21 protein-coding genes are annotated in these 23,503 nt (G+C 58.4%); 3 read left to right on the top strand and 18 right to left on the bottom strand.

All coding sequences use genetic code 11. The features are described 5' to 3' along the window. Positions 1-4 precede the first annotated feature (4 nt). Positions 5-1,516, top strand: coding sequence for a tripartite tricarboxylate transporter permease (locus tag APU11_RS16300; protein WP_013098090.1), 1,512 nt, complete (start codon positions 5-7; stop codon positions 1,514-1,516). On the opposite strand, the gene menE is transcribed toward APU11_RS16300, so the two are convergent. From menE to APU11_RS16260, 8 genes are all read right to left on the bottom strand, one after another. Continuing rightward, positions 1,517-2,878 carry an o-succinylbenzoate--CoA ligase gene (gene menE / locus APU11_RS16295; RefSeq protein ID WP_058651757.1) on the bottom strand — a complete coding sequence of 454 codons (1,362 nt, stop codon included), beginning with the start codon at positions 2,876-2,878 and terminating at the stop codon, positions 1,517-1,519. Further along, on the bottom strand, positions 2,875-3,840 hold the full coding sequence (gene menC / locus APU11_RS16290) for an o-succinylbenzoate synthase (RefSeq protein ID WP_038983967.1): 966 nt from the start codon (positions 3,838-3,840) through the stop codon (positions 2,875-2,877). Before menC ends, menE begins: the two co-directional genes overlap by 4 nt. Further along, positions 3,840-4,697, bottom strand: a complete 858-nt coding sequence (gene menB / locus APU11_RS16285) for a 1,4-dihydroxy-2-naphthoyl-CoA synthase (protein WP_013098093.1) — start codon at positions 4,695-4,697, stop codon at positions 3,840-3,842. The genes menC and menB overlap by 1 nt, the downstream gene beginning before the upstream one ends. After that, positions 4,694-5,470 carry a 2-succinyl-6-hydroxy-2,4-cyclohexadiene-1-carboxylate synthase gene (gene menH, locus APU11_RS16280; protein ID WP_058651758.1) on the bottom strand — a complete coding sequence of 259 codons (777 nt, stop codon included), beginning with the start codon at positions 5,468-5,470 and terminating at the stop codon, positions 4,694-4,696. The genes menB and menH overlap by 4 nt, the downstream gene beginning before the upstream one ends. Further along, on the bottom strand, positions 5,467-7,137 hold the full coding sequence (menD, locus tag APU11_RS16275) for a 2-succinyl-5-enolpyruvyl-6-hydroxy-3-cyclohexene-1-carboxylic-acid synthase (RefSeq protein WP_058651759.1): 1,671 nt from the start codon (positions 7,135-7,137) through the stop codon (positions 5,467-5,469). Before menD ends, menH begins: the two co-directional genes overlap by 4 nt. Before the next feature lie 88 nt (positions 7,138-7,225). Next, positions 7,226-8,521 carry an isochorismate synthase MenF gene (gene menF, locus APU11_RS16270; RefSeq protein WP_058651760.1) on the bottom strand — a complete coding sequence of 432 codons (1,296 nt, stop codon included), beginning with the start codon at positions 8,519-8,521 and terminating at the stop codon, positions 7,226-7,228. 95 nt (positions 8,522-8,616) lie between these two features. Then, a complete protein-coding gene (gene elaB, locus APU11_RS16265) occupies positions 8,617-8,922 on the bottom strand; it encodes a stress response protein ElaB (protein WP_028028061.1) in 306 nt (101 codons plus the stop codon). Positions 8,923-8,975: 53 nt separating this feature from the next. Then, positions 8,976-9,437 (bottom strand): GNAT family N-acetyltransferase, encoded by a 462-nt coding sequence (locus APU11_RS16260; protein ID WP_058651761.1) that lies wholly within the window; start codon positions 9,435-9,437, stop codon positions 8,976-8,978. 70 nt (positions 9,438-9,507) lie between these two features. Here APU11_RS16260 and rbn point away from each other — a divergent pair, with 70 nt between their 5' ends. Together rbn and APU11_RS16250 are read left to right on the top strand one after the other, a co-directional pair. After that, positions 9,508-10,425, top strand: a complete 918-nt coding sequence (gene rbn, locus APU11_RS16255) for a ribonuclease BN (protein ID WP_058651762.1) — start codon at positions 9,508-9,510, stop codon at positions 10,423-10,425. Positions 10,426-10,489: 64 nt separating this feature from the next. After that, positions 10,490-11,494, top strand: coding sequence for a chemotaxis protein (locus APU11_RS16250; RefSeq protein ID WP_013098100.1), 1,005 nt, complete (start codon positions 10,490-10,492; stop codon positions 11,492-11,494). 92 nt (positions 11,495-11,586) lie between these two features. Here the strand turns inward: APU11_RS16250 and nuoN are convergent, their stop codons facing one another. The 10 genes from nuoN to nuoE all read right to left on the bottom strand — a co-directional run bounded on the left by nuoN (position 11,587) and on the right by nuoE (position 23,501). Continuing rightward, entirely contained in the window at positions 11,587-13,044 is a 1,458-nt protein-coding gene (nuoN, locus tag APU11_RS16245; RefSeq protein ID WP_058651763.1) for an NADH-quinone oxidoreductase subunit NuoN, read from the bottom strand. A gap of 6 nt (positions 13,045-13,050) precedes the next feature. Next, entirely contained in the window at positions 13,051-14,580 is a 1,530-nt protein-coding gene (gene nuoM, locus APU11_RS16240; protein ID WP_013098102.1) for an NADH-quinone oxidoreductase subunit M, read from the bottom strand. Positions 14,581-14,656: 76 nt separating this feature from the next. After that, positions 14,657-16,498 (bottom strand): NADH-quinone oxidoreductase subunit L, encoded by a 1,842-nt coding sequence (gene nuoL, locus APU11_RS16235; protein ID WP_014832758.1) that lies wholly within the window; start codon positions 16,496-16,498, stop codon positions 14,657-14,659. After that, entirely contained in the window at positions 16,495-16,797 is a 303-nt protein-coding gene (gene nuoK / locus APU11_RS16230; protein WP_003861496.1) for an NADH-quinone oxidoreductase subunit NuoK, read from the bottom strand. The genes nuoL and nuoK overlap by 4 nt, the downstream gene beginning before the upstream one ends. After that, entirely contained in the window at positions 16,794-17,348 is a 555-nt protein-coding gene (nuoJ, locus tag APU11_RS16225; RefSeq protein WP_008500212.1) for an NADH-quinone oxidoreductase subunit J, read from the bottom strand. Before nuoJ ends, nuoK begins: the two co-directional genes overlap by 4 nt. Positions 17,349-17,358: 10 nt before the next feature. Further along, positions 17,359-17,901 (bottom strand): NADH-quinone oxidoreductase subunit NuoI, encoded by a 543-nt coding sequence (gene nuoI, locus APU11_RS16220; RefSeq protein WP_003861491.1) that lies wholly within the window; start codon positions 17,899-17,901, stop codon positions 17,359-17,361. Between the two features lie 13 nt (positions 17,902-17,914). After that, complete coding sequence (gene nuoH / locus APU11_RS16215; protein ID WP_013098104.1) at positions 17,915-18,892, bottom strand: NADH-quinone oxidoreductase subunit NuoH; 978 nt, start codon at positions 18,890-18,892, stop codon at positions 17,915-17,917. Further along, positions 18,889-21,612 (bottom strand): NADH-quinone oxidoreductase subunit NuoG, encoded by a 2,724-nt coding sequence (gene nuoG / locus APU11_RS16210; protein WP_058651764.1) that lies wholly within the window; start codon positions 21,610-21,612, stop codon positions 18,889-18,891. Before nuoG ends, nuoH begins: the two co-directional genes overlap by 4 nt. 54 nt (positions 21,613-21,666) lie before the next feature. Further along, complete coding sequence (nuoF, locus tag APU11_RS16205; protein WP_003861487.1) at positions 21,667-23,004, bottom strand: NADH-quinone oxidoreductase subunit NuoF; 1,338 nt, start codon at positions 23,002-23,004, stop codon at positions 21,667-21,669. After that, positions 23,001-23,501, bottom strand: a complete 501-nt coding sequence (nuoE, locus tag APU11_RS16200) for an NADH-quinone oxidoreductase subunit NuoE (protein ID WP_003861486.1) — start codon at positions 23,499-23,501, stop codon at positions 23,001-23,003. The genes nuoF and nuoE overlap by 4 nt, the downstream gene beginning before the upstream one ends. Positions 23,502-23,503: the final 2 nt, after the last annotated feature.

Raw genomic sequence — 23,503 nt, 5'->3', positions numbered from 1 at the left:
CGCTATGGATACCTGGATTTACCTCTCACAGGGGTTCGCTGTGGCGATGACCCCGGAAAACCTGGTGATCGCCCTGATCGGCTGCTTCGTCGGGACGATCGTCGGTCTGTTGCCTGGGCTTGGGCCCATCAACGGGGTCGCTATTTTGCTCCCGCTGGCGTTTGCCCTGCATCTGCCTGCGGAATCAGCGCTGATCCTGCTGGCGACGGTCTACATCGGCTGTGAATATGGCGGCCGAATCTCGTCAATACTGCTCAACGTGCCCGGGGATGCGGCGGCCATTATGACCGCGCTGGATGGTTACCCGATGGCGCGGCAGGGGCGCGGCGGCGTGGCGCTGTCTATTTCCGCCGTCAGTTCGTTCTTTGGCTCGCTGATTGCCATTGGCGGCATCATTCTGTTTGCGCCTGCGCTGGCCCAATGGTCGCTGGCGTTTGGCCCAGCAGAATATTTTGCCCTGATGGTCTTCGCCATTGCCTGTCTCGGCAGCATGATGGCACAAAACCCACTGAAATCGTTTTTGTCTGCGCTGATTGGCTTAGGGTTAGCCACCGTCGGCGTGGATGCCAACACCGGGGTCTATCGCTTTACCTTCGACAGCGTTCACCTGTCCGACGGCGTGCAGTTTATCGTGGTCGTGATTGGTCTGTTCTCTGTCTCTGAGATCTTACTGATGCTGGAACATACCAGCAGCGGGCAGACGCTGGTGCGTAAAACTGGCCGGATGCTCTTTAACGCCAAAGAGGGGGTGCAGTGTATCGGTACCACGCTGCGTTCAGCGGTCATTGGCTTCTTTGTCGGCATTCTGCCGGGCGCCGGGGCGACCATCGCCAGCGCCATCACCTACATGACGGAGAAAAAACTCAGCGGCAACAGCGACAGCTTTGGTAAAGGCGATATTCGCGGCGTCGCCGCACCCGAGGCGGCCAACAATGCCTCGGCCTGTGGCTCGTTTATTCCCATGCTGACGCTCGGCGTGCCCGGCTCCGGTACCACGGCGGTGATGATGGGGGCGCTGACGCTCTATAACATCACGCCAGGACCGGCGATGTTCACCGAACAGCCGGATATCGTCTGGGGGCTGATTGCGGCACTGCTGATTGCCAACGTAATGTTGCTGGTCATGAACATCCCGCTGATTGGCCTGTTCACCCGTATGCTGACCATTCCGCTGTGGTTCCTGGTACCCGCAATCGCGGCCGTCTCGGCGGTGGGGGTGTATGCGGTACACAGCACCACCTTCGACCTGATTCTGATGGTGGTGCTGGGGGTGTTCGGCTACATCTTGCGTAAAATGCACTTCCCGATGTCGCCGTTGATTCTGGGCTTTGTGCTGGGTGAGATGCTGGAGCAGAACCTGCGCCGCGCCCTGTCCATCAGCAATGGCGATGTCGCCATTCTGTGGGACAGCAATGTGGCGAAGATCCTGCTGGTGCTGGCTATTGTGGTGGTGGTCGTGCCGCCGGTGCTGCGCCTGCTGCGTCGTCAGCGTAAGCCGCAGCCCGATGTCGGCTAATTAACCTGACAGCTGGGCATTCACCCACTGTTTTAACGCCTGGCGGGAGATCTTAATCCCGCCATTTTTTAACTCCGCAGGCAGTACCAGCCAGTGCACGGGCTGCTCAAATCGCGCCAGTTTGCCCTGTACCCATTCCGGCAAGCGGGTAATATCCGTTCCCGGTTCACACTCCACCACCGCTACCGGACGCTGACCAAATTCGGCATCATTCAGCGGAACAATGAAGACCTGGCTGATGTGCGGATGGGTCGCGATAATCCGCTCAAGACTCTCCGGCTGAATGCCCTCGCCTCCGCTGAAAAAGAGGTTATCCATCCGACCGAGGATCGTCAGGCGACCGTCATGCAGTTCGCCGCGATCGCGGGTGGCAAACCAGCCCTCTGAATTCGTGAGCGGCAGCAACGCGCCGTCGCGCCAGTAGCCTGAGGCCATGCTTTGCGCCTTGATCCACACTTCACCGTTAACGACCTGCACCTCCCTGCCCGGCAATGCGCTGCCCACGTCCGGCTCACCGTCAGCCTCTTTCGCGCAGACGGTAGAGGCAAACTCCGTCAGGCCATAGCCACAAAACGTAGAAATACCCTGCGCGCGCGCCTGTTGCGTCAACTCAACGGGGATGGCGGCCCCGCCCAGCAGTACCGCTTTCAGCGCGATCCGCTGGTGGGTATTGAGCAGACGCCAGAGCTGGGTTGGCACCAGCGAGGCATGCGTACACCCCTGCAAGGCCTGCTCCAGCGGCTGCTTCTCGCGTACGGTTAAGCGCGCGCCAGCCTGCAGCCAGCGCCATAAGATCCCCTGCCCGGAGACATGAAACAGCGGCAGCGAAAGCAGCCAGTCGTCATCCTCGCCGTAGGGCATCAGCGCGAGGACGCCCTCAGCGCTGGCAAGATGCGCCCCGCAGGTATGAACGGCCGCTTTCGGCAGCCCGGTGGAGCCGGAGGTGAGCGTCATCGAGGCCAGCCGCTCAGGCTGCCATGCCACGCGGTATTCGCCGGACGGAGCATGCATGCTAAGCGCGGCGAGCCCGTCATAGTGACCGTCCAGCACCAGCGCAAAACGCAGCGTCATCTGCGGAAGTAATACCTCCAGCAGGGGATGCGGGAGCTGGGGATTAACCGGAAGAATTCGCGCGCCGCACTGGAGCAGCGCCAGCCATGCCAGCAGGGTCTGCGGGTGATTATGGGCGAGCAGCAGCACGCCGTCACCCGCCTCCACACCCTGCTGATGAAACCCTGCAGCCAGATTGTCGATGCGGGTGCAGAGCTGTTGCCAGCTCAGCACCTCGTCGTTGAGACGCAGAGCCGGTGTATCAGCACGCTGCTCGCGCCAGTGCCGCCACGGCCAGTCGCTAAAACTCATTGCAACGGCTCCAGCGCCTCAACGCCCGCGCACGGCAGCGCGCTCCCCGGCCACGGGCGAATGAGCTGGGTTTGCATCAGGTTTAACGTATCCAGCCCCGGGATGGTGTCGGGCGTTAACCAGGCGGCAATGCGCGCCAGCTGCGTCAGCCCAAGGCTGGATTCGATGGAGGAGCTGATCACCGCCGTCAGCCCTGCCTCATGCGCTGCCGCCACCTGTTCGCGCACCTTCGCCAGACTGCCCGTTAGCGTCGGTTTTATGACCACGGCGCTGACGCCAGGCTCGGCGCTAAAGGCAAAGTCCGCCTCGCGCAGGCTTTCATCCCAGGCGATGGCAATGCCGGTTTCTCGGGCAAAAGCGCGTGAATCCTCACGGGTTTTGCACGGCTCTTCCAGAAAAGCGATGCGGCTGCGGTACGCCGGGTTGACGTACTTCGCGAACTGCTGCGCCTTAAGCGGCGTCCAGGCGCGGTTGGCATCCAGACGCAGGCGGAGATCGGGGATCGCCTCCAGCAAGAGGTTAGCGACCATGCCGTCGCGTACCGCTTCGTAAAGACCGACTTTGATTTTCGCCACTTTCTCGCCGGGCATTGCGCTGAGCAAGGCAAACAGCTCGTCCGGATCGCCCGTGCAGAGCGGCGCGGCACGGTAATCGGCCTCATCAGGGAGGCTGCCGTCGAGCTCCGCGAGCGCACAGCTGATGCCAAACGCGGCGGAAGGGAGATCGGGCAGCGGCGGATTCAGGCCTGTACGCCATTCCTCTACCCATGCCATCAGCGCAGCCTGCGCCTCCTCCAGCGACTCCAGGCTAAAGCCCGGCAGAGGCGAAATCTCGCCCCAGCCCTGCCCTTCGCCCTGCTGCAGTTGCACGAAGAAGCCATCACGGGTTTTTAACCGCCGTTCACGCAGCACCACGCCCGCGTCCATCGGTATCTGCCAGCGGTATACCTGCGCGCGACGCATTACGGGTTCCGTTTGTATTTACTGAAGTCTGGCTGGCGTTTTTCGTTAAACGCGTTGCGTCCTTCCTGACCCTCTTCGGTCATGTAGAACAGCATAGTGGCGTTACCCGCCAGCTCCTGCAGCCCCGCCTGACCGTCACAGTCAGCGTTCAGGGCCGCTTTCAGGCAGCGCAGCGCCATTGGGCTGTTCTGCAGCATTTCGCGACACCAGCGAACGGTCTCTTTTTCAAGATCGGCAATCGGCACCACGGTGTTAACCAGGCCCATATCCAGCGCTTCCTGGGCGTTGTACTGACGGCACAGGAACCAGATTTCGCGGGCTTTTTTCTGACCGACAATGCGCGCCATGTAAGAAGCCCCCCAGCCGCCGTCAAAAGAGCCGACTTTCGGGCCCGTCTGACCGAAGATGGCGTTCTCTGCGGCAATGGTCAGATCGCACATCATGTGCAGCACGTGGCCGCCGCCGATGGAGTAGCCTGCCACCATGGCCACCACGGGTTTTGGGCAGGTACGGATTTGACGCTGGAAATCAAGCACGTTCAGGTGATGGGTACCCGCATCGTCCTGGTATCCGCCGTAGTCACCGCGTACTTTCTGATCGCCACCGGAGCAGAACGCTTTTTCGCCTTCCCCGGTCAGGACGATAACGCCGATGTTGTCGTCATAGCGCGCATCCGCCAGGGCCTGAATCATCTCTTTTACGGTCAGGGGACGGAAGGCGTTACGCACCTGCGGACGATTAATGGTGATTTTGGCGATACCGTCAGCCGATTTGTGGTAACGAATGTCGGTGTAACCTTCGGAGCAGTCTTGCCATTCAACCGGTGCATAGAGCATGTTTTCATCAGGATAGATCATAGAGTGTCCTTTATTCGACGACGCAGTATCTGAGCCAGACTCGCGCTAACCGCCCCGGGATTTTCCCGGTGGGCGTTGTGTCCGGCGTTTGGAATGACATGGCGAACAGCGTTCAACTCAGCGGCCAGGGCCGCGAACTTCTCGTCACGTTCGCCATAGAGATAATCAAAAGGGAAATGTCGCGCGCTGAGGGCGGCACGCAGGTCTGGTTGCACGGCGAGCGAGGTTGCCTCAAGCATCATCGCCAGGTTTGTGCCCGCGTTGCGACAGCGCAGGGCAATGAGCGCCCTGCGCTGGCTGTCCGTCAGGGAGGCAAAGACAGGCTGTTGATACCAGTCGGCAAAGACGTTTGAGAGGGGCTGCGTGCGAAAACGCTGCGCCCACAGATGGTCGGATGCTGCTCTTGCCTCTCGTGCTGCGACCCCCTTCAGGCCCGGATGCCCACCTTCCACGATGATGCCGCAAAGCCCCGCAGGATCCTGGCAGGCATGAAACATCGCAATGCGGCCGCCAAGGGAGTACCCCACCAGCCAGTAGTTAAGTATGTTGTAACTAACAAGGGTTCGGGTAAGCACGTCACTCATCTCTTCGAACCCCGTGACGGCCATACTGGCGGACCGGCCATGCCCCGGCAGGTCGAGATAAAGCCGGGGATAATCGCTGAGCGCCTCGCCGACCGTCTGCCACTCGCGGCAATCGCCAGAAAATCCATGCAAAAAGACCAGCCAGGGGTAACCTGGCTTACCGGCCTGTTGCGCGCCTGCAAGGATCACAGGTGGCTCACCTGCGCCAGCAGACTTTGCAGCTTCTGCGCACCGTCAGCCTCGTTGACGACCAGTTCAATCAGCGTTGCACCGGGCTGTCGCCAGGCGCTGCTCAGGGCTGCATCCAGCGCTTCCCAGTTTTCCGGTCGGTGGTATTTCAGGTTAAACATCGCTGCGGCATGTTCAAACTGCACGTTCTGCGGCATCAGATAGAAGCGCTCGCGTTCGCTCTGCGGTGTCGGCAGCAGGGAGAAGATCTGCCCGCCGTTATTGTTGACCACAATCAGCACAAACGGCGCCGACACCTGCCGCAGCAGCGCCAGCGCATTGAGATCGTACAGCGCCGAAAGATCGCCCACGATCGCCAGCGTGGATTTCGCGCTGGCTCGCTGCACACCCGCCGCCGTGGAGATCAGCCCGTCAATGCCGCTGGCTCCCCGGTTACTGTAGACCGGATAGCCCGCAGGCAGTTTTGAGAACGCATCAATCAGACGCACCACCAGGCTGTTGCCGACAAACAGTTGCCCCTGCTCCGGCAGATACCGGTGAATACGGTGCGCCAGCTCCGCTTCACCAAATTCTTCGCATTGTGCGTCGGTCAACTCCCACGCCTGACGCGACAGCGCCGGGATCTCAACGGCCCACGGGGCGCGCTTTTCCGCCGGGTGGAGCGCCAGCCAGGCGTCAATGTCGCTCACCAGACGACGGCCGCGATGGTGCGCCGGATCGAGCCGCCCTTCCAGCGGATCCACCAGCCAGTACTCTTCCGGGCTACAGGTTGCCTGCCACTGCAGTAATCGTTTGCCGGTCAGGCTTGCGCCCAGCTGAACCACAATCTGCGCCTGCGCCAGTTCAGTCACCGCTTTCGCATTCCCGAGCCAGAGATCGGCACACGGCAGCGGCTGTCCGGTCTGGGACAGCACGTCGCCAATCAGCGGCCAGCCAAGGGTGTGTGCCCATTCGGCCACCTGCCTGCCTTCGGCGGCGCTCATGCGCCCGGCAATAACCACGCCGCGTTTTTGTCGCCAGAAAAACCAGTCACGTTGCTTTGCGCTCTCAAGGTGTGTCTGCTCGCGCAGCCACGGCTTTTCGCTCTCCCACCAGTCCCCAAGCTGCTGCTGCCAGGCAAGACCGGTGTCGTCCATTTCGCCGTACAACGGCTCGGCAAACGGACAGTTAATATGTAACGCCCCGCTGCGCAACGTCTCCATGGCATGATCGACGGTCGAGACCAGCCAGCTTGCGGGAATGTCCTGCGTGGGTCGGGGTAACGAAACCGTCTGCGAAGGATGCGAGGCAAAGAGGCCCGGCTGACGAATAGCCTGGTTCGCTCCGCAGTCAATAAGCTCGGGCGGGCGATCGGCCGTCAGCAGAACCAGTTTCTCACCGGTCAGCCCGGCTTCGATAAGGGCCGGATAGAGGTTTGCCACGGCAGTACCGGAGGTGACGATCACCGCCACCGGTTCCTTGCTGACCTTTGCCAGCCCCAGAGCCAGGTGGCCCAGGCCGCGCTCGTCAAAATGGGTGTGGTGAATAAATGCCCGGTTCTCTGCTGCCGCCAGCGTCAGCGGTGTGGAGCGTGAGCCCGGCGCAATACACACATGCCTGACGCCATGGCGAGTCAGGGCTTCAAGGATCACCGTCGCCCAGCGTCGGTTAAAAGAACTTACTGACATGAGATTGTCCGGTATCAAGAATGCGACACAGTATAAATAATAGAAAAAAATAGAATTTTGATATGAATCGGGATTGCGCGAATCAGTACTAATCCTTCAGGAGCAGAGAGCGCAAGCCTGCGGCTTTATTTTCGATCTCCTGCCATTCCTGTTCCGGATCGGAACCGCTGACGATCCCCGCCCCGGCGTAAAGACGGACGGTGGCGTCATGAACGCGCGCCGAGCGCAGGGCCACGCAGAACTCGCTTTGTTCTGGCGACAGATATCCGGCGGATCCGGCGTACCATTCCCGGTCGAAAGGTTCAACGCGGTGTATAAATTCGCGTGCTGGCTGGCGCGGTAACCCGGCAACCGCAGCCGTCGGCTGCAGCACATGCAGACATTGCTCATCATCCGCATGCTTGAGCTCGGTCCAGATGCAGCGGCGAAGATGCTGCACTTTGCGCAACCGCATAACCTGTGCTGGCAGGACCTCCAGCGTCCGGGTATGGTGCTGCAGCCGCTGGCAGATATCCTCTACCACCAGCATGTTTTCACGCTGGTTTTTATCATCGTTCATCAGCCAGTCGCCCAGAAGGCGGGCCTGCTTGTCATCGGGATGGCTGGCGACGGTACCGGCCAGCGCTTCGGTACGCAGCAGGTTGCCGCGCCGCCGCCACAGCCGTTCAGGTGTGGAGCCAAGAAACGCGTTGCTGGCATCGAAAACCATGCAGAAATGATAGCAGTTCAGATTCAGGGCACGGCTGGCCGCCATCAGCGCCACGGCATTCGCCGGCTGACTGAACTGCAGATCGGTTGCCCGGGCGAGCACCACCTTTTCGACTTCGCCGCGCGCAATGGTCTCTGTCGCCTGACGGATAAGGCGCAGCCATTCCGGTTTTTGCGGCTGATGGGTCTCCTGCACAACCTGGGCGGAGAGCGGGCGGATTGGTCGGGCATCGCGAAGCTGCTGTAAGAACGCCAGCGCCGCGTCGGCATCCTCCTGAAGGGAACGGTCACTCCACAGCTGCAAACGCAACGTGGCGGTCCCGGCAGAACGTCGCCACAGCAGGCGGGGTAAAAAGAGACTGCCCTGCTCCGGGGTGAAGGCATTCAGGCCGCAAATCCGCGTGTCGTTCGCTACAGGCTGTTGCTGTAAAAACTGCGAAGCCTGAGCCAGGGAGGAAAAATGGATGACGGCGCCCAGCGCAGCCAGCTCTTCATCACCGTTACGCTGCTGCCAGTAAAACTGGGGAAACAGGCACTGAGCACCAAGCCAGGCGAGAGGGTCGAAAGCGTCGTTTAGCGGGAAAGAGACGTCAACGTGACGTAAGCCGGGTGTAGCGGGTAACGCTTGCGCAAGCTGAGTACGCAGACGTTCCAGCGCGTTGGAAATCGAATGCACGCGAACCTCTCCCTGTAAAAACGCTTAGTATACGGGGTACCATCAGAAATATCAGTACCCACGTATAGGGAGGGGTTAAGCGTCCGATTCAGGGGTTAACGACGGGCCAGAAGCAGCCCCAGCACCAGACCGACCGCCGCACCGACACCAATCCCTTGCCACGGTTTTTCATGGACGTAATCATCGGCGCGATACACCGCTTTTTTTGCGCGGTAGTAGTAATTGTCAGACGCATGGCTGACGCGGGTTTTGACGTCATGTAGCGCCTGTTCGGCACGCGCCTTGAGTTCGATATATTTCTGATCGGCAGGGTCGCCGGACGAACGTAACACCTCTTCCAGCGTTTCGCTCAGTAACGTCAGGTCGTCATCGACACGGGTATCCCAGGATTGAAATGACATATTTTTCTCCATGTTAGTACACCAGTCCGCTAACTATAGCCAACGACCTGCCATTACGCCTGTTTCACTTCCCGCGCCATACCGATATGAGGAATGCCGTCTTCGTCGTACACGTCCGTGACCGGCATAAAGCCAAAGTGGCCGTAGAAAGACTGAAGGTGCGCCTGTGCGCCAAGGTATAACGCCTTGTCTGGCCACTGTTTTTGGCATGCCTCCAGCGTTTTTTCCATCAGCTGATAGCCCAGTTTTTCACCGCGCGCCTTGCCGCTAATAATGACGCGACCAATAACGACAGGCTCAAAATCGTCCCCGCTTTTCAGAATCCTCGCATACGCCACCAGCTCGTTATCCCTCCAGCCGAGAATATGACGGTTCTCGCCCACCAGATCATCACCATCGATGTCCTGATACGGGCAGGTTTGTTCCACAACAAACACTTCGCAGCGCAGTTTGAGCAGGGCGTACAGTGTCTGAACGGTGAGTTCACTATGGTGTAAATCTTGCCACTGGATCATGTCGGTCTCCTTCCTGGGTTCATCACGTTATACTAAACCCTCCCCCATTCGGCAAAGGGCTGATTGCGTTATGGAACTGATTTTTCTGGGTACGTCCGCTGGCGTGCCAACACGCACACGAAACGTGACCGCGATCCTGCTGGATCTGCAGCACCCAACCCGTGGCGGACTGTGGCTGTTTGACTGTGGCGAAGGAACGCAGCATCAACTGTTACACACCGCTTATCATCCCGGTAAGCTGGATAAGATCTTTATCACGCATCTGCATGGCGATCACCTGTTTGGCCTGCCGGGCCTGCTGTGCAGCCGTTCGATGGCGGGTAATGCCAACCCGCTGACGATTTACGGGCCGGCGGGTACTGGTGAGTTTGTTGAAACCACGCTGCGCCTGAGCGGGTCGTGGACGGATTATCCGCTGGAAGTGATTGAGATAACCGAGGGGCTGGTTTTGGATGACGGGGACTATACCGTCACCGCCCGGCCGCTGAATCATCCGGTTGAGTGCTATGGCTACCGCATCGAAGCGCATGATAAGCCCGGCGCGCTCGACGCCGCTGCGCTGATTGCCGATGGTGTGAAGCCCGGACCGCTTTTTCAGCGCCTGAAACAGGGCGAAACCGTCACGCTTGAGGACGGCCGCACGATTAATGGCCAGGACTATCTCGCCCCACAGCAGCCAGGGAAAAAACTGGCGATTTTTGGCGATACCGCGCCCTGCCCTGCGGCCCTGCAACTGGCGCGAGAGGTGGATGTGATGGTGCACGAAGCCACGCTTGAAACGGCGATGGAAGAGAAAGCCAACAGCCGGGGTCACAGCTCAACACGTCAGGCGGCGGCGCTTGCCCGTGAAGCGAACGTTGGAAGAATGATTGTCACCCATGTCAGCTCGCGCTATGACGCCCGCGGCTGTGAAAAACTGCTGGCAGAGTGCCGCGACGTGTTCCCGGCGTGTGAGCTGGCCAACGATTTCACTAAGGTCAGCGTTTAGTCCTTCATTTTTCTCTCAGGATGCCGATAACGATTAAAAGGGCAGCATTTCACTTGAGGGTAGAATGGATAATTTCCAGAAAGATATTGATGACAGGGCAAATCTCACCCTGTCGAATCGTTTTGAGCTGTTGCTGTTCCGTCTGGGCACGTCTCTGAATGAAAATAAATCCGAGCTGTTTGGCATTAACGTCTTTAAGCTGCGTGAAATTGTGCCGATGCCGGAGTTCACCAAACCCGCAGGGATGAAGTCCCCGCTGATGGGGATGGTGAATATCCGCGATCAGGTGATCCCGGTGATCGACCTGGCCGCGGTGGCGGGCTGTAAGCCGACGACGGGGCTCAACATCCTGCTGATCACCGAATATGCCCGCAGCGTGCAGGCGTTTGCGGTGGAATCGGTTGAGAACATCATGCGCCTCGACTGGAAGCAGGTCCACGCGGCGGAAACCGCCGTCAGCGGACGTTACATCACCAGTATCGCCTGTCTGGACGAAAAGACCGATACCAACGAGCTGGCGATGGTGCTGGACGTTGAGCAGATCCTGTATGACATCACGCCGGCCAACCACGATCTGCACGCCACGAATCTGCAGACCACTAAGTTCCACATCAAGCCTGGCGCTGTGGCGATTGTGGCGGAAGATTCCAAAGTTGCGCGCTCCATGCTGGAGAAGGGTCTGCAGGCTATGGAGATCCCGGCGCAGCTGCATATCACCGGTAAAGACGCATGGGAGAAAATTGGCGTGCTGGCCGCGCAGGCGCAGGCTGAAGGGGTGCCGATCACCGATAAAATTGCCCTGGTGCTGACCGACCTCGAAATGCCAGAGATGGACGGTTTCACGCTGACGCGCAAAATCAAAACCGATCCGCTGCTGAAAGATATTCCTGTTGTGATCCACTCTTCGCTTTCGGGCAACGCCAACGAAGATCATATTCGTAAAGTGAAGGCCGACGGCTACGTGGCGAAGTTTGAGCTGAACGAGCTGTCGTCGGTGATTGAAGAGGTGCTGGACCGTTCGATGAAGAAGATTGACGGGCCGTTGATTAGCAGGAAACAGCTGGCTTAAGTCTGGTGCGGGCTGGAGCCCTCACCCCGCCCCTCTCCCACAGGGAGAGGGCGAAAACCATAAAAAAACCCGCCGAGGCGGGTTTTTTGCTTTTACATCAGCGGCATTGCTCGCTGCACGATATCAATCAGCGGCTGCGGATAGATACCGAAGATCAGCACCAGCAGCGCGGAGATCAGCACCACAATACCACCTGCGCTGTACTGCCAGTTGCCTGGTGCGTCACGGTTGAGCTGTTGAGGCGCGCTCAGGTACAGGCTCACGGCCACACGCAGATAGTAGTACAGACCGATTGCCGAGCCGATAACCACGCCCGCAGTCAGCCACCACAGGTGCGCCTGCACACCGACAGCCAGCACGTAGAACTTACCGATGAAGCCCAGCGTCATTGGGATACCCGCCAGAGAGAGCATCATCACAGTCATCACCGCAGACAGGATCGGACGGTGCCAGAACAGGCCACGGTAGGAGAACAGTGAATCTGCATCCGGGCCACGGTACGGGCTGGACATCAGGCTCACCACGCCGAACGCGCCGAGGCTGCTGAACAGGTAACCGGCCAGGTAAACGCCTACGGTTTCCATCGACATCTCACCGCTCTGCAGCGCAATCAGTGCCACCAGCAGGTAGCCCAGATGAGAGATGGAGGAGTAACCCAGCAGACGTTTAATGTTGGTCTGGCTCAGCGCCATCAGGTTACCGAAGATGATGGAGACGAACGCGATAATCCCCAGCACCGTGCGAACTGCTTCGCTGTCACCTACCGGTGCGTACAGGAACAGGCGCATGACCACACCGAAGATAGCGATTTTGCTCGCCGTCGCCAGGAAGGTAGAAACCGGCGCCGGTGCGCCCTGGTAAACGTCCGGGGTCCACAGGTGGAACGGAACCAGAGAGAGTTTAAAGCCGAGGCCAACAATCATCATGCCCAGACCCACCAGCAGCAGCGGCTCGTGCAGCATGCCGTCGCCGAGGCTCTTGCCAAGCGCCATGAACGAAAGGTTACCGGTCTGCGCGTACAGCAGCGCAATACCAAACAACAGGAAGGACGAGGCAGCAGCAGACAGGATGGTGTACTTGATGCTCGCTTCCAGAGAGCGCTTCTGACGGAAGGCGTAACCAATCAGGCCGAACAGCGGCAGAGAGATAAGCTCAATGCCGAGGAACAGCGCAGCCAGATGGTTTGCATTCGCCAGCAGAATGCCGCCGAGTGCGGCAATCAGTACCAGCAGGTAAAACTCTTCTTTGTTGTCGTTGTAGCCTTCGAGCCACGGATAGGCAAAGGTACAGGTCGCCAGGCTCGCCAGCAGAACCAGCCCCGTGTACAGCATGGCATAGCCGTCAACGCGCATCAGCGGGGTGACGTCCATCGCCCCGCCCTGGCCAACAAACCAGAGAGAGACTAACGCGGCGTTCAGTCCGATGACCGACAGCGTGGCATTCAGGAAGTGATTGCGTCGCCACGCAATGGAGAGCATCACAACCACCACCGTCAATCCGACGATCAGCAGCGGTAGCAGCGCGATCAGTTGTTGTGGAGTTATTGTCATGGCGAATTACGGCCTTGTAGTAGAAGCAGAATTAACAAACCACTGCTGGATATTACCCATCGCGGAGTGCGAGGTATCCAGAATCGGCTGCGGGAAGAAGCCCAGCAGCACCAGCAGTACGACCAGCAGCAGGATGATGAACAGCTCACGCAGCGACATCCCCGGCAGTTCTTGTGCAGCAATTTCGCTCTTCGCTTTACCGAAGTAAGCACGGTGCAGCATCGCCAGCGAGTAGACGGACGCGAACACCAGACCAAAGGTGGAGATGACGGTAATCATCGGTACCACTTTGAAGCTGCCGAACAGAATCATAAATTCGCCGACGAAGTTACCGGTACCTGGCATACCCAGGGTCGCCACCGCGAAGAACATGGACAGCGCTGGCAGCCACTTAATTTTGCTCCACAGACCGCCCATCATACGCATGTCACGGGTGTGCAGACGTTCGTACAGCTGACCACAGAGGATGAAGAGACCGGCTGCGGACAGACCGTGCGCAATCATCTGGATCACCGCGCCCTGGTACGCCAGCTGGCTGCCGGTGTAGATAGCAATCAGCACGAAGCCCATGTGGGAAACGGAGGTGTACGCAATCAGACGTTTGATGTCGTACTGCGTGAACGCCATCCAGGCACCGTAGAAGATACCAATCACACCCAGCCACATGGCAATCGGTGCGAACTCAGCGGACGCGTTCGGGAACAGTGGCAGCGCGAAACGCAGCAGACCGTAGGCTGCTGTTTTCAGCAAGATGCCCGCCAGGTCAACAGAACCTGCGGTTGGCGCCTGAGAGTGCGCGTCTGGCAGCCAGCCGTGCAGTGGTACGACCGGCATTTTCACCGCGAAGGCGATGAAGAAGCCGAGCATCAGCAGGTATTCCACACCGTGAGACATCGGGGTCTTCAACAGGTCTTCGTAGTTGAAGGTCCAGACACCGGTCGCATTGTGGTGCACAAACACCAGCGCCAGAATGGCAATCAGCATCACCAGACCACTCGCCTGGGTATAGATGAAGAACTTGGTGGCCGCCGTGATACGCGTTTTACCGTCGGACGCCTTATGGCCCCACAGCGCGATCAGGAAGTACATCGGCACCAGCATCATCTCCCAGAAGAAGAAGAACAGGAACATGTCGATGGCAAGGAACACGCCGATTACGCCGCCCAGGATCCACATCAGGTTCAGGTGGAAGAAGCCCTGGTATTTTTCGATTTCTCGCCAGGAGCAAAGTACCGCCAGAACGCCGAGCAGACCGGTCAGCACCACCATCAGCAGCGACAGACCGTCAATCGCCAGGTGGATCGTAATGCCGAAACGCGGGATCCAAGGCAGGATAAACTCAGACTGCCACTGCGGAATGCCCGCAGACTGGGTCAGGGAGTAGCCACCCTGCAACCAAAGTTGCAGACCAAGCGCGAGCGTCAATCCCATGGTGATCAGCGCGATCCAGCGCGGCATCTTCACGCCAAAGCGTTCAGTCTGCCAGCACAGGAAGCCGCCGATGAAGGGAATTAATATTAGCCAGGGTAGTAACATGGCGATTTACATTCCTTTTTAAGGCCCCCAGAAGGGGCCTGATTTTCAACGAATTCGAATAAAATTCACTTTACGATCAACGCAACACCATCAGCAGCGCCAGCACGACAACCGCACCGATGCTCATGGACGCCACATACCAGCGCAGGTAACCGTTCTCGCTGTACAGCAGGCCTTTACCTGCAAAGCGGGAGAGGATCGCCGGGATATTCATCAGGCTGTTCAGTGGGTCGCGCTTCAGCAGCCACGCAATGCCCAGGAACGGCTTAACGAAGATCATGTCGTACAGCCAGTCGAAGCCCCACGCGTTGTACCACCAGGTGCCCAGCAGGCGGCCTGGCGCACTGTTGGCAACGGCTGTCACCAGCGTGCGTTTGCCCAGCCACAGCCATGCAGCAATCAGGATACCCGCGATAGCGACCACACCAGAGGTGATTTCAAGCGTCAGAACGCGGCCGTGCTCAAGCTCGGTGGTGTCTGGCAGTACACCCTGCAGCGGCGGCACAATCATCGCGCCAACGAAGGTGGACAGGACCAGCAGCACAATCAGCGGCAGGTGGTGAGTAATCCCCTTCCCTGCATGAGCGTGAATTTGTTCTTTACCGTGGAATACGATGAAAATCATACGGAAGGTATACAGGGAGGTCATGAACGCACCGACCAGACCCGCAACCATCAGATTGATATGACCATTCGCCATGGCACCGGCAAGGATTTCGTCCTTACTGAAGAAGCCCGCGGTAATCAGCGGCAGTGCCGCCAGCGCCGCGCCGCCCACCAGGAAGCAGACATACACCAGCGGGATGGACTTACGCAGTCCGCCCATCTTGAAGATGTTCTGCTCGTGATGGCAGGCCAGGATCACGGAACCGGATGAGAGGAACAGCAGCGCTTTAAAGAACGCGTGCGTCATCAGGTGGAAAATCGCCGCGTCCCACGCCTGAACGCCCAGCGCCAGGAACATGTAGCCAATCTGGCTCATGGTGGAATAAGCAAGAACGCGTTTGATGTCGGTCTGCACCAGCGCAGCAAAGCCTGCCAGGACCAGCGTGACCGCACCGACGATACCCACCAGATGCAGAATTTCCGGGGTCATCAGGAACAGGCCATGGGTACGCGCAATCAGGTACACACCGGCGGTAACCATGGTCGCGGCGTGGATCAGCGCAGAGACAGGGGTTGGACCCGCCATCGCGTCGGCCAGCCATGTCTGCAACGGCAGCTGTGCAGATTTACCCACAGCACCACCAAGCAGCATCAGCGTTGCCCACCACAGCATGTTGTTGCCTGCGGCGAAGTGTGCCGGCGCCAGTTCCACCATTTCGCGGAAGTTCAGCGTGCCCAGTTCGTTGTAGAGAATGAACAGCGCGAACGCGAGGAAGACGTCACCCACACGGGTCACGACGAACGCTTTCATGGCCGCTGCGCCATTCTTCGGATCGGTGTAGTAGAACCCGATCAGCAGGTACGAACAGAGACCCACGCCTTCCCAGCCCAGATACATCAGCAGCAGGTTATCGGCCAGCACCAGAACCACCATGCTGGCGATAAACAGGTTGGTGTAGGCGAAGAAGCGGGAGTAGCCCTCTTCACCGCGCATGTACCAGGAGGCGAACATATGGATCAGGAAGCCCACGCCGGTCACCACGGAGAGCATGGTCAGCGAGAGACCATCCAGCACCAGGTTAAAACCGATGTTGAAATCACCGACCGACATCCAGGTCCACAGCGGCACGCTGAAGGCCTGACGCCCGTTGTTGAAGAAATCGATACCCGCATACGCTGTTACCAGCGCAGCCAGACCGACAGATCCCATGCCGACGGTCGCAGACAGATTCTCAGACCAGCGGCCGCGAGAAAACGCCAGCAGCACGAAGCCAATCAGCGGAAAAATAATGGTTAAGGCAAGCATGTTCATCCACGCAACTCACTTACTGAATCGATGTTCAGGTTCTGGCGGCGACGATGGAGCTGCAGCAACAGCGCCAGGCCAATACTCGCTTCGGCAGCCGCGAGGCTGATGGCGAGAATGTACATCACCTGACCATCGGTCTGGCCCCAGTAGCTTCCGGCGACCACGAAGGCCAACGCGGAGGCGTTAATCATGATTTCCAGACCGATCAGCATAAACAGCAGATTGCGGCGTATAACCAGACCGGTTAAGCCCAGAACGAATAAAATCGCAGCGAGGATCAGTCCATGTGTTAAGGGGATCATGCGCGTTCCTCCGTTTTTCTTTTCGCGCGGTCGTCAGTGCGGTTGCTCAGCACCTCACCAGCACGCTCTTCGCGGCCAACGTGGAAGGCAACAACCAGACCCGCCAGCAGCAGCATAGAGGCCAGTTCAACCGCCAGAACGTATGGGCCAAACAGCGTGATACCCACTTCTTTCGCGCCGATTGGCGTCCCGTCGATGCCCTGGTCGTTCACGCCGAGAATGGCATAAACAATCACCACCAGCATGATGGCCGACAAAATTGCCGGGCCAATCCACACCTGCGGTTTTAACCACTGACGTTCCTGCTCAATTTCAGAGCCGCCCAGGTTCAGCATCATCACCACGAAGACGAACAGCACCATGATGGCCCCGGCGTAAACGATGATTTCCAGCGCACCGGCAAAGTGCGCGCCGAGCGCAAAGAACACCCCGGAAATAGCCAGCAGCGAAATGATTAAGTACAGCAGCGCATGCACCGGATTGGTGTGCGTAATCACTCGTAGCGTAGCCAGGATGGCGATAAGGCCACAGATATAAAAAGCGAATTCCATTGCCCTCTCCTTACGGTAACAGGCTCTTGACGTCGATAGGCTTGGCTTCGTTCTCTGCTTCGCCCTTATCTTTGCCGTCGATTGCCATACCCGCCATCCGGTAGAAGTTATATTCCGGGTATTTGCCCGGACCGGAAATCAGCAGATCCTCTTTCTCGTACACCAGGTCCTGACGCTTGTACTCACCCAGTTCGAAGTCCGGGGTGAGCTGAATCGCCGTGGTTGGGCACGCTTCTTCACACAGACCACAGAAGATGCAGCGTGAGAAGTTGATGCGGAAGAACTCAGGGTACCAGCGGCCGTCTACCGTCTCTGCTTTCTGCAGAGAGATACAGCCTACCGGACACGCTACCGCACACAGGTTACAGGCAACGCAGCGCTCGGAACCGTCCGGGTCGCGCGTCAGCACGATACGGCCACGGTAGCGCGGCGGCAGATATACCGGCTCTTCCGGGTACATCCGGGTTTCGCGTTTGGCAAACGCGTGCAGGCCGATCATCCAGATACTGCGTACCTGGGTACCGAAGCCTACCAGTAATTCTTTTAAGGTCATGGTCTATAGCCCCTTATGGCTGCTGCCAGAGAATGACAGCCGCCGTTACCAACAAGTTGACGAGCGTCAGCGGCAGGCACACTTTCCAGCCGAAGGACATTACCTGGTCATAACGCGGACGCGGTAACGCTGCGCGAATCAAAATGAACATCATCATGAAGAACGCGGTTTTCAGCGCGAACCAGATGAACGGCGGTAAGAACGGGCCATGCCAGCCACCAAAGAACAGCGTTACCATCAACGCGGAAATGGTGACGATACCGATGTACTCGCCCACGAAGAACAGACCGAATTTCATACCGGAATATTCAATGTGGTAACCGTCGGCCAGTTCCTGTTCGGCTTCTGGCTGGTCAAACGGGTGACGGTGACACACCGCCACGCCCGCGATAGCAAAGGTAACAAAACCAAAGAACTGCGGGATAACGTTCCAGATGTCGGCCTGGTTGTTAACGATGTCGGTCATGTTGAATGAACCGGCCTGCGCCACCACGCCCATCAGGGAGAGCCCCAGGAACACTTCGTAGCTCAGCGTCTGCGCGGAAGCACGCATCGCACCCAGCAGCGAGTATTTGTTGTTACTGGACCAGCCTGCGAACAGTACCGCGTAAACCGCGAGACCTGCCATCATCAGGAAGAACAGAATGCCGATGTTCAGGTCAGCCACCACCCAGGTCGGGCTGACAGGAACGATAGCAAACGCCAGCAGCAGCGAGGTGAAGGCGATCATCGGTGCCAGCGTAAAGATCACGCGATCCGAGAAGCGTGGGATCCAGTCCTCTTTGAAGAACATCTTGATCATGTCCGCGACCAGTTGGAGTGATCCCCCCCAGCCAACGCGGTTTGGTCCATAACGGTTCTGGAACAGACCAAGCAGACGACGTTCACCAAAGCTCATGAACGCACCACAGGTGACCACCACCAGCAGAATGACAATCGCTTTCAGAATGCTCAGCAGGATGTCGATAAGATCCGGCGTTAACCAACTCATGCTTTTGCCTCCTGCAGGTTATCAAGACGCGCACCCGCCAGTACCGGCGCGATGCCAGGCATACCCATCGGCAGACCGACCTGCCCTGCTGTCAGGCTTTCAGAGATAACCAGCGGCAGGCTGATGGTCTGGCCCTCGTAGCTAAAGGCAATGTTCGCACCCGCGTTAACGCCAAGCTTCGCGGCGTCTGCCGGGTTGAGCTTGATGTACGGCTGCGGCATACGCTGCTGGAATACCGGTGAACGCTGGGACAGCTCGTCGCTACCAAACAGATGGTAGTACGGCGCAATACGCCAGCTACCGTCCTGCGCCTGGAAGCTCGCCGGAACGGTCATGAAGAAGTCCAGACCGGTTTCGGAGGCCTCAATCAGACGCACGCCCGGATCGCCGTGACGCAGTGAACCGCCCACTTCCGCCTGGAACTTGTTCCACGCTTGCGGGGAGTTCCAGCCCGGCGCCCATGCGAATGGGATCTGTGAACGCGGCGCAGACGGCTGGTTGTTCCCTTCCATGGAGAAGGCGAACATGGTGTCTTTATCCTGCGGCTGACGCGGTTCGTGCACGCTGATATTGGCACGCATCGCGGTACGGCCACTGTAACGGTGCGGTTCACGCGCCAGTTTCTGGCCGCGAATACGGAAGCTCGCTTCAGGCGCAGCATCTTTAATGCCCGCCAGCTGAGGCAGTTTTTCGACTACCGCATCGATAACGTGGTCGAGCTGCGTCCAGTCCACTTCACGGCTTTGCACGGTGCTGTGCAGGGAGTGCAGCCAGCGCCAGCTTTCCAGCATCACGGTGTTGCTGTCGTAGTACGCCGGGTCATAAACCTGGAAGAAACGCTGTGCGCGGCCTTCGTTGTTGATAACCGTACCGTCGCTTTCTGCGAAGCTTGCCGCAGAGAGCACCAGGTGCGCTTTATCCATAATCGCGGTGCGCTGATGGTCGATTACCATCACCAGCGGTGCTTTAGAGAGCGCAGCGTCAACGCGCGCGGCAGAGGCATGGCGATGCAGGTCATTTTCCAGCACCACAACGGCGTCAGCAGCACCGGACTCCAGTTCGCTTAACGCTTCTTCCAGCGAGCCGCCGCCAATCATACCCAGACCGATGCTGTTCACCGCACGGGCAATCATGGTGACACCAACGTCCGCACCGCGGCCTTTCAGGGCTTTGGCGACGTTCGCTGCAGCCTGAATGATCTCGGCGCTACCGGCGTTTGTCCCGGAGATAATCAGTGGTTTCTTCGCCCCCGCCAGCGCCTGAACAATCACGTCGACTTTGCTTTGCAGGTCACGATCCAGTTCAACGGCCGGAGAATTGTTGTCCAGCGCATGAGCAATGGCAAAGCCAAGACGCGCCTGATCTTCAACCGGCGCGCAGTAGGTCCACGCGGCGATATCGTCCAGACGGGTGTTGTCGACGTTCGTCACAAACAGAGGATGCTTCGCGCGCTGGCCGATGTTAAGGATTGCCGCAATCTGCCAGTCAGCCACTTTCTGTGCCGCTGCCATTTCACGTGCTTTACCCTTCACCGCCTGGCGAACCGCCAGAGCCGCGCGAGCGCCGGTCTGCGTCAGATCTTCGCCCAGCACCAGAACCGCATCATACGATTCGATTTCGCGCAGCGCAGGGGTATGAATACCGCCTTCGCGCAGCACTTTCAGTACCAGCTGCAGACGTTCCTGCTCGCCCTGAGCGATACCGGTGTAGAAGTTTTCCGCCCCCACCAGCTCACGCAGCGCGAAGTTGCTTTCGATGCTGGCACGCGGGGAGCCGATACCGATCACTTTCTTCGACTGGCGCAGAATATCTGCCGCACCCTGCATCGCCTGTTCAGCGTTCAGGGTGATAAAGTCGTCGCCACGGCGCTGAACCGGCTGACGCGGACGGTCTTTCAGGTTTACATAGCCATAGCCGAAACGACCGCGGTCGCACAGGAAGTAATGGTTTACGGTACCGTTGTAACGGTTTTCGATACGACGCAGTTCGCCGTAGCGCTCACCCGGGCTGGTGTTACAGCCCAGCGAACACTGCTGGCAGATGCTTGGTGCAAACTGCATGTCCCACTTACGGTTGTAACGCTCGGAGTGAGTTTTATCGGTGAATACGCCGGTCGGACAGATTTCTACCAGGTTACCGGAGAATTCGCTCTCAAGCGTACCGTCTTCCGGACGACCGAAGTAGACGTTGTCATGTGCGCCATACACACCCAGATCCTGACCGTCTGCGTAATCTTTGTAGTAACGCACGCAGCGGTAGCAGGCGATGCAGCGGTTCATTTCGTGAGAGATGAACGGCCCCAGATCCTGGTTACGGTGAGTACGTTTAGTAAAGCGATAGCGACGGAAGCTGTGACCGGTCATTACGGTCATATCCTGAAGGTGGCAGTTGCCGCCCTCTTCACAGACCGGGCAGTCGTGCGGGTGGTTGGTCATCAACCATTCCACAACGCTTTCACGGAACTGTTTTGCTTCTTCGTCATCAATCGAAATAAAGGTGCCTTCGGTGGCTGGCGTCATACAGGACATCACCAGGCGACCACGCGTGTCTTCCGCGTTTTGATATTGCTTCACCGCACACTGGCGGCAAGCACCGACGCTGCCCAGCGCCGGATGCCAGCAAAAGTACGGAATATCGAGGCCAAGAGACAGACAAGCTTCCAGCAGGTTGTCCGCCCCGTTGACTTCGTATTCTTTGCCGTCTACATGAATCGTAGCCATTAGCATGCTTCCAGTTGTCTCGAATTGCTTCGAGCGTTAATCAAAATTCTGTTTTTACCAGCGTGCTTTCAGCAGGTTCGGCTGAATACCATTGATTGAATGGGTATTGCTGAACGGCTGCTTGATGCCTGCTTCGAATTCGTCGCGGAAATATTTAATCGCGCTCTGCAGCGGCTCGACGGCACCCGGTGCGTGGGCACAGAAGGTTTTGCCCGGCCCTAAGAATCGACACAGTTGCTCAAGTGTCTCGATATCACCAGGCTGGCCTTCGCCGCGTTCGATAGCACGCAGGATCTTCACGCTCCACGGCAGACCGTCACGGCACGGTGTACACCAGCCGCAGGACTCACGGGCGAAGAACTCTTCCAGGTTACGCACCAGCGAGACCATGCCGATCTCGTGGTCGACGGCCATCGCCAGCGCCGTACCCAGACGGCTACCTGCTTTACCAATGCTTTCGAATTCCATCGGCAGGTCAAGGTGGGCTTCGGTCAGGAAGTCTGTCCCTGCCCCACCCGGCTGCCAGGCTTTGAATTTCAGGCCATCGCGCATGCCACCGGCGTAGTCTTCAAGAATTTCGCGGGCGGTGGTACCGAACGGCAGTTCCCAGACGCCAGGGTTTTTCACGCGGCCGGAGAAGCCCATCAGCTTGGTACCGGCATCTTTGCTTGAGGAGATGCCCTGATACCACTCCACGCCGTTGGCGAGGATAGCCGGAACGTTACACAGGGTTTCGACGTTGTTCACACAGGTCGGTTTACCCCACACGCCGGAGCTTGCCGGGAACGGCGGCTTGGAACGCGGGTTCGCACGGCGGCCTTCCAGGGAGTTAATCAGCGCGGTCTCTTCACCGCAGATATAACGCCCTGCACCGGTGTGCACGAACAGCTCGAAGTCAAACCCGGTGCCGAGAATGTTTTTGCCAAGCAGGCCCGCTTCGGTCGCTTCGGCAATCGCGCGACGCAGGTTTTCCGCCGCTTCGATGTACTCACCGCGCAGGAAGATGTAACCACGGTACGCTTTCAGCGCGAACGCGGAGATCAACATGCCTTCCACCAGCAGGTGCGGCAGTTGCTCCATCAGCAGACGGTCTTTATAGGTACCCGGCTCCATTTCATCCGCGTTACACAGCAGGTAACGGATGTTCATGGATTCATCTTTTGGCATCAGGCTCCACTTCAGACCGGTGGAGAAGCCCGCGCCGCCGCGGCCTTTCAGACCCGACTCTTTCACCGCATTAACGATGTCGTCTGGCGCCATGCCGCCCAGGGCTTTACGCGCCCCGGCATAGCCGTTTTTGCTCTGGTATTCGTCGAGCCATACCGGCTGTTTGTCATCGCGCAGACGCCAGGTCAGCGGATGTGTCTCAGCAGTACGAATTACAGTTTTCATTTGTACTGCTCCAGCAGGTCAGGAATGGCTTCCGGCGTCAGATGGCTGTGAGTATCCTCATCAATCATCATGGTCGGCCCCTTGTCGCAGTTACCCAGGCAGCAGGTTGGCAGCAGAGTAAAGCGACCATCGAACGTGGTCTGGCCCGGCTTGATATTGAGTTTTTTCTCAATCGCAGCCTGAATGCCCTGATAACCGGTAATGTGACAGACAACGCTGTCACAGTAGCGGATCACATGGCGGCCCACCGGCTGACGGAAGATCTGGCTGTAGAACGTGGCTACGCCTTCTACGTCACTGGCCGGGATACCCAGCACTTCTGCGATCGCATAGATCGCCCCATCCGGCACCCAACCACGCTGTTTCTGTACGATTTTCAGCGCTTCAATGGACGCCGCACGCGGGTCTTCGTAGTGGTGCATCTCGTGCTCAATGGCGGCACGCTCTGCTTCACTCAGCTCAAAAGCCTCGGTTTGTGGTTGTTGATTCTCGTGCATAA

Source organism: Enterobacter sp. 50793107 (assembly GCF_001463365.1).
GTDB lineage: Bacteria > Pseudomonadota > Gammaproteobacteria > Enterobacterales > Enterobacteriaceae > Enterobacter > Enterobacter cloacae.
This window is presented reverse-complemented; position numbering and strand designations above follow the sequence as displayed.

Excerpts from the sequence above, each read along its gene's own strand:
- nuoI (WP_003861491.1), bottom strand. The coding sequence starts at position 17,901 with ATGACCTTAAAAGAATTACTGGTAGGCTTCGGTACCCAGGTACGCAGT.
- nuoM (WP_013098102.1), bottom strand. The coding sequence starts at position 14,580 with ATGTTACTACCCTGGCTAATATTAATTCCCTTCATCGGCGGCTTCCTG.
- nuoJ (WP_008500212.1), bottom strand. The coding sequence starts at position 17,348 with ATGGAATTCGCTTTTTATATCTGTGGCCTTATCGCCATCCTGGCTACG.
- menE (WP_058651757.1), bottom strand. The coding sequence starts at position 2,878 with ATGAGTTTTAGCGACTGGCCGTGGCGGCACTGGCGCGAGCAGCGTGCT.
- nuoE (WP_003861486.1), bottom strand. The coding sequence starts at position 23,501 with ATGCACGAGAATCAACAACCACAAACCGAGGCTTTTGAGCTGAGTGAA.
- nuoN (WP_058651763.1), bottom strand. The coding sequence starts at position 13,044 with ATGACAATAACTCCACAACAACTGATCGCGCTGCTACCGCTGCTGATC.
- menD (WP_058651759.1), bottom strand. The coding sequence starts at position 7,137 with ATGTCAGTAAGTTCTTTTAACCGACGCTGGGCGACGGTGATCCTTGAA.
- menC (WP_038983967.1), bottom strand. The coding sequence starts at position 3,840 with ATGCGTCGCGCGCAGGTATACCGCTGGCAGATACCGATGGACGCGGGC.
- nuoF (WP_003861487.1), bottom strand. The coding sequence starts at position 23,004 with ATGAAAACTGTAATTCGTACTGCTGAGACACATCCGCTGACCTGGCGT.
- nuoG (WP_058651764.1), bottom strand. The coding sequence starts at position 21,612 with ATGGCTACGATTCATGTAGACGGCAAAGAATACGAAGTCAACGGGGCG.
- rbn (WP_058651762.1), top strand. The coding sequence starts at position 9,508 with ATGGAACTGATTTTTCTGGGTACGTCCGCTGGCGTGCCAACACGCACA.
- nuoH (WP_013098104.1), bottom strand. The coding sequence starts at position 18,892 with ATGAGTTGGTTAACGCCGGATCTTATCGACATCCTGCTGAGCATTCTG.
- nuoL (WP_014832758.1), bottom strand. The coding sequence starts at position 16,498 with ATGAACATGCTTGCCTTAACCATTATTTTTCCGCTGATTGGCTTCGTG.
- nuoK (WP_003861496.1), bottom strand. The coding sequence starts at position 16,797 with ATGATCCCCTTAACACATGGACTGATCCTCGCTGCGATTTTATTCGTT.
- elaB (WP_028028061.1), bottom strand. The coding sequence starts at position 8,922 with ATGTCATTTCAATCCTGGGATACCCGTGTCGATGACGACCTGACGTTA.
- APU11_RS16300 (WP_013098090.1), top strand. The coding sequence starts at position 5 with ATGGATACCTGGATTTACCTCTCACAGGGGTTCGCTGTGGCGATGACC.
- APU11_RS16260 (WP_058651761.1), bottom strand. The coding sequence starts at position 9,437 with ATGATCCAGTGGCAAGATTTACACCATAGTGAACTCACCGTTCAGACA.
- APU11_RS16250 (WP_013098100.1), top strand. The coding sequence starts at position 10,490 with ATGGATAATTTCCAGAAAGATATTGATGACAGGGCAAATCTCACCCTG.
- menB (WP_013098093.1), bottom strand. The coding sequence starts at position 4,697 with ATGATCTATCCTGATGAAAACATGCTCTATGCACCGGTTGAATGGCAA.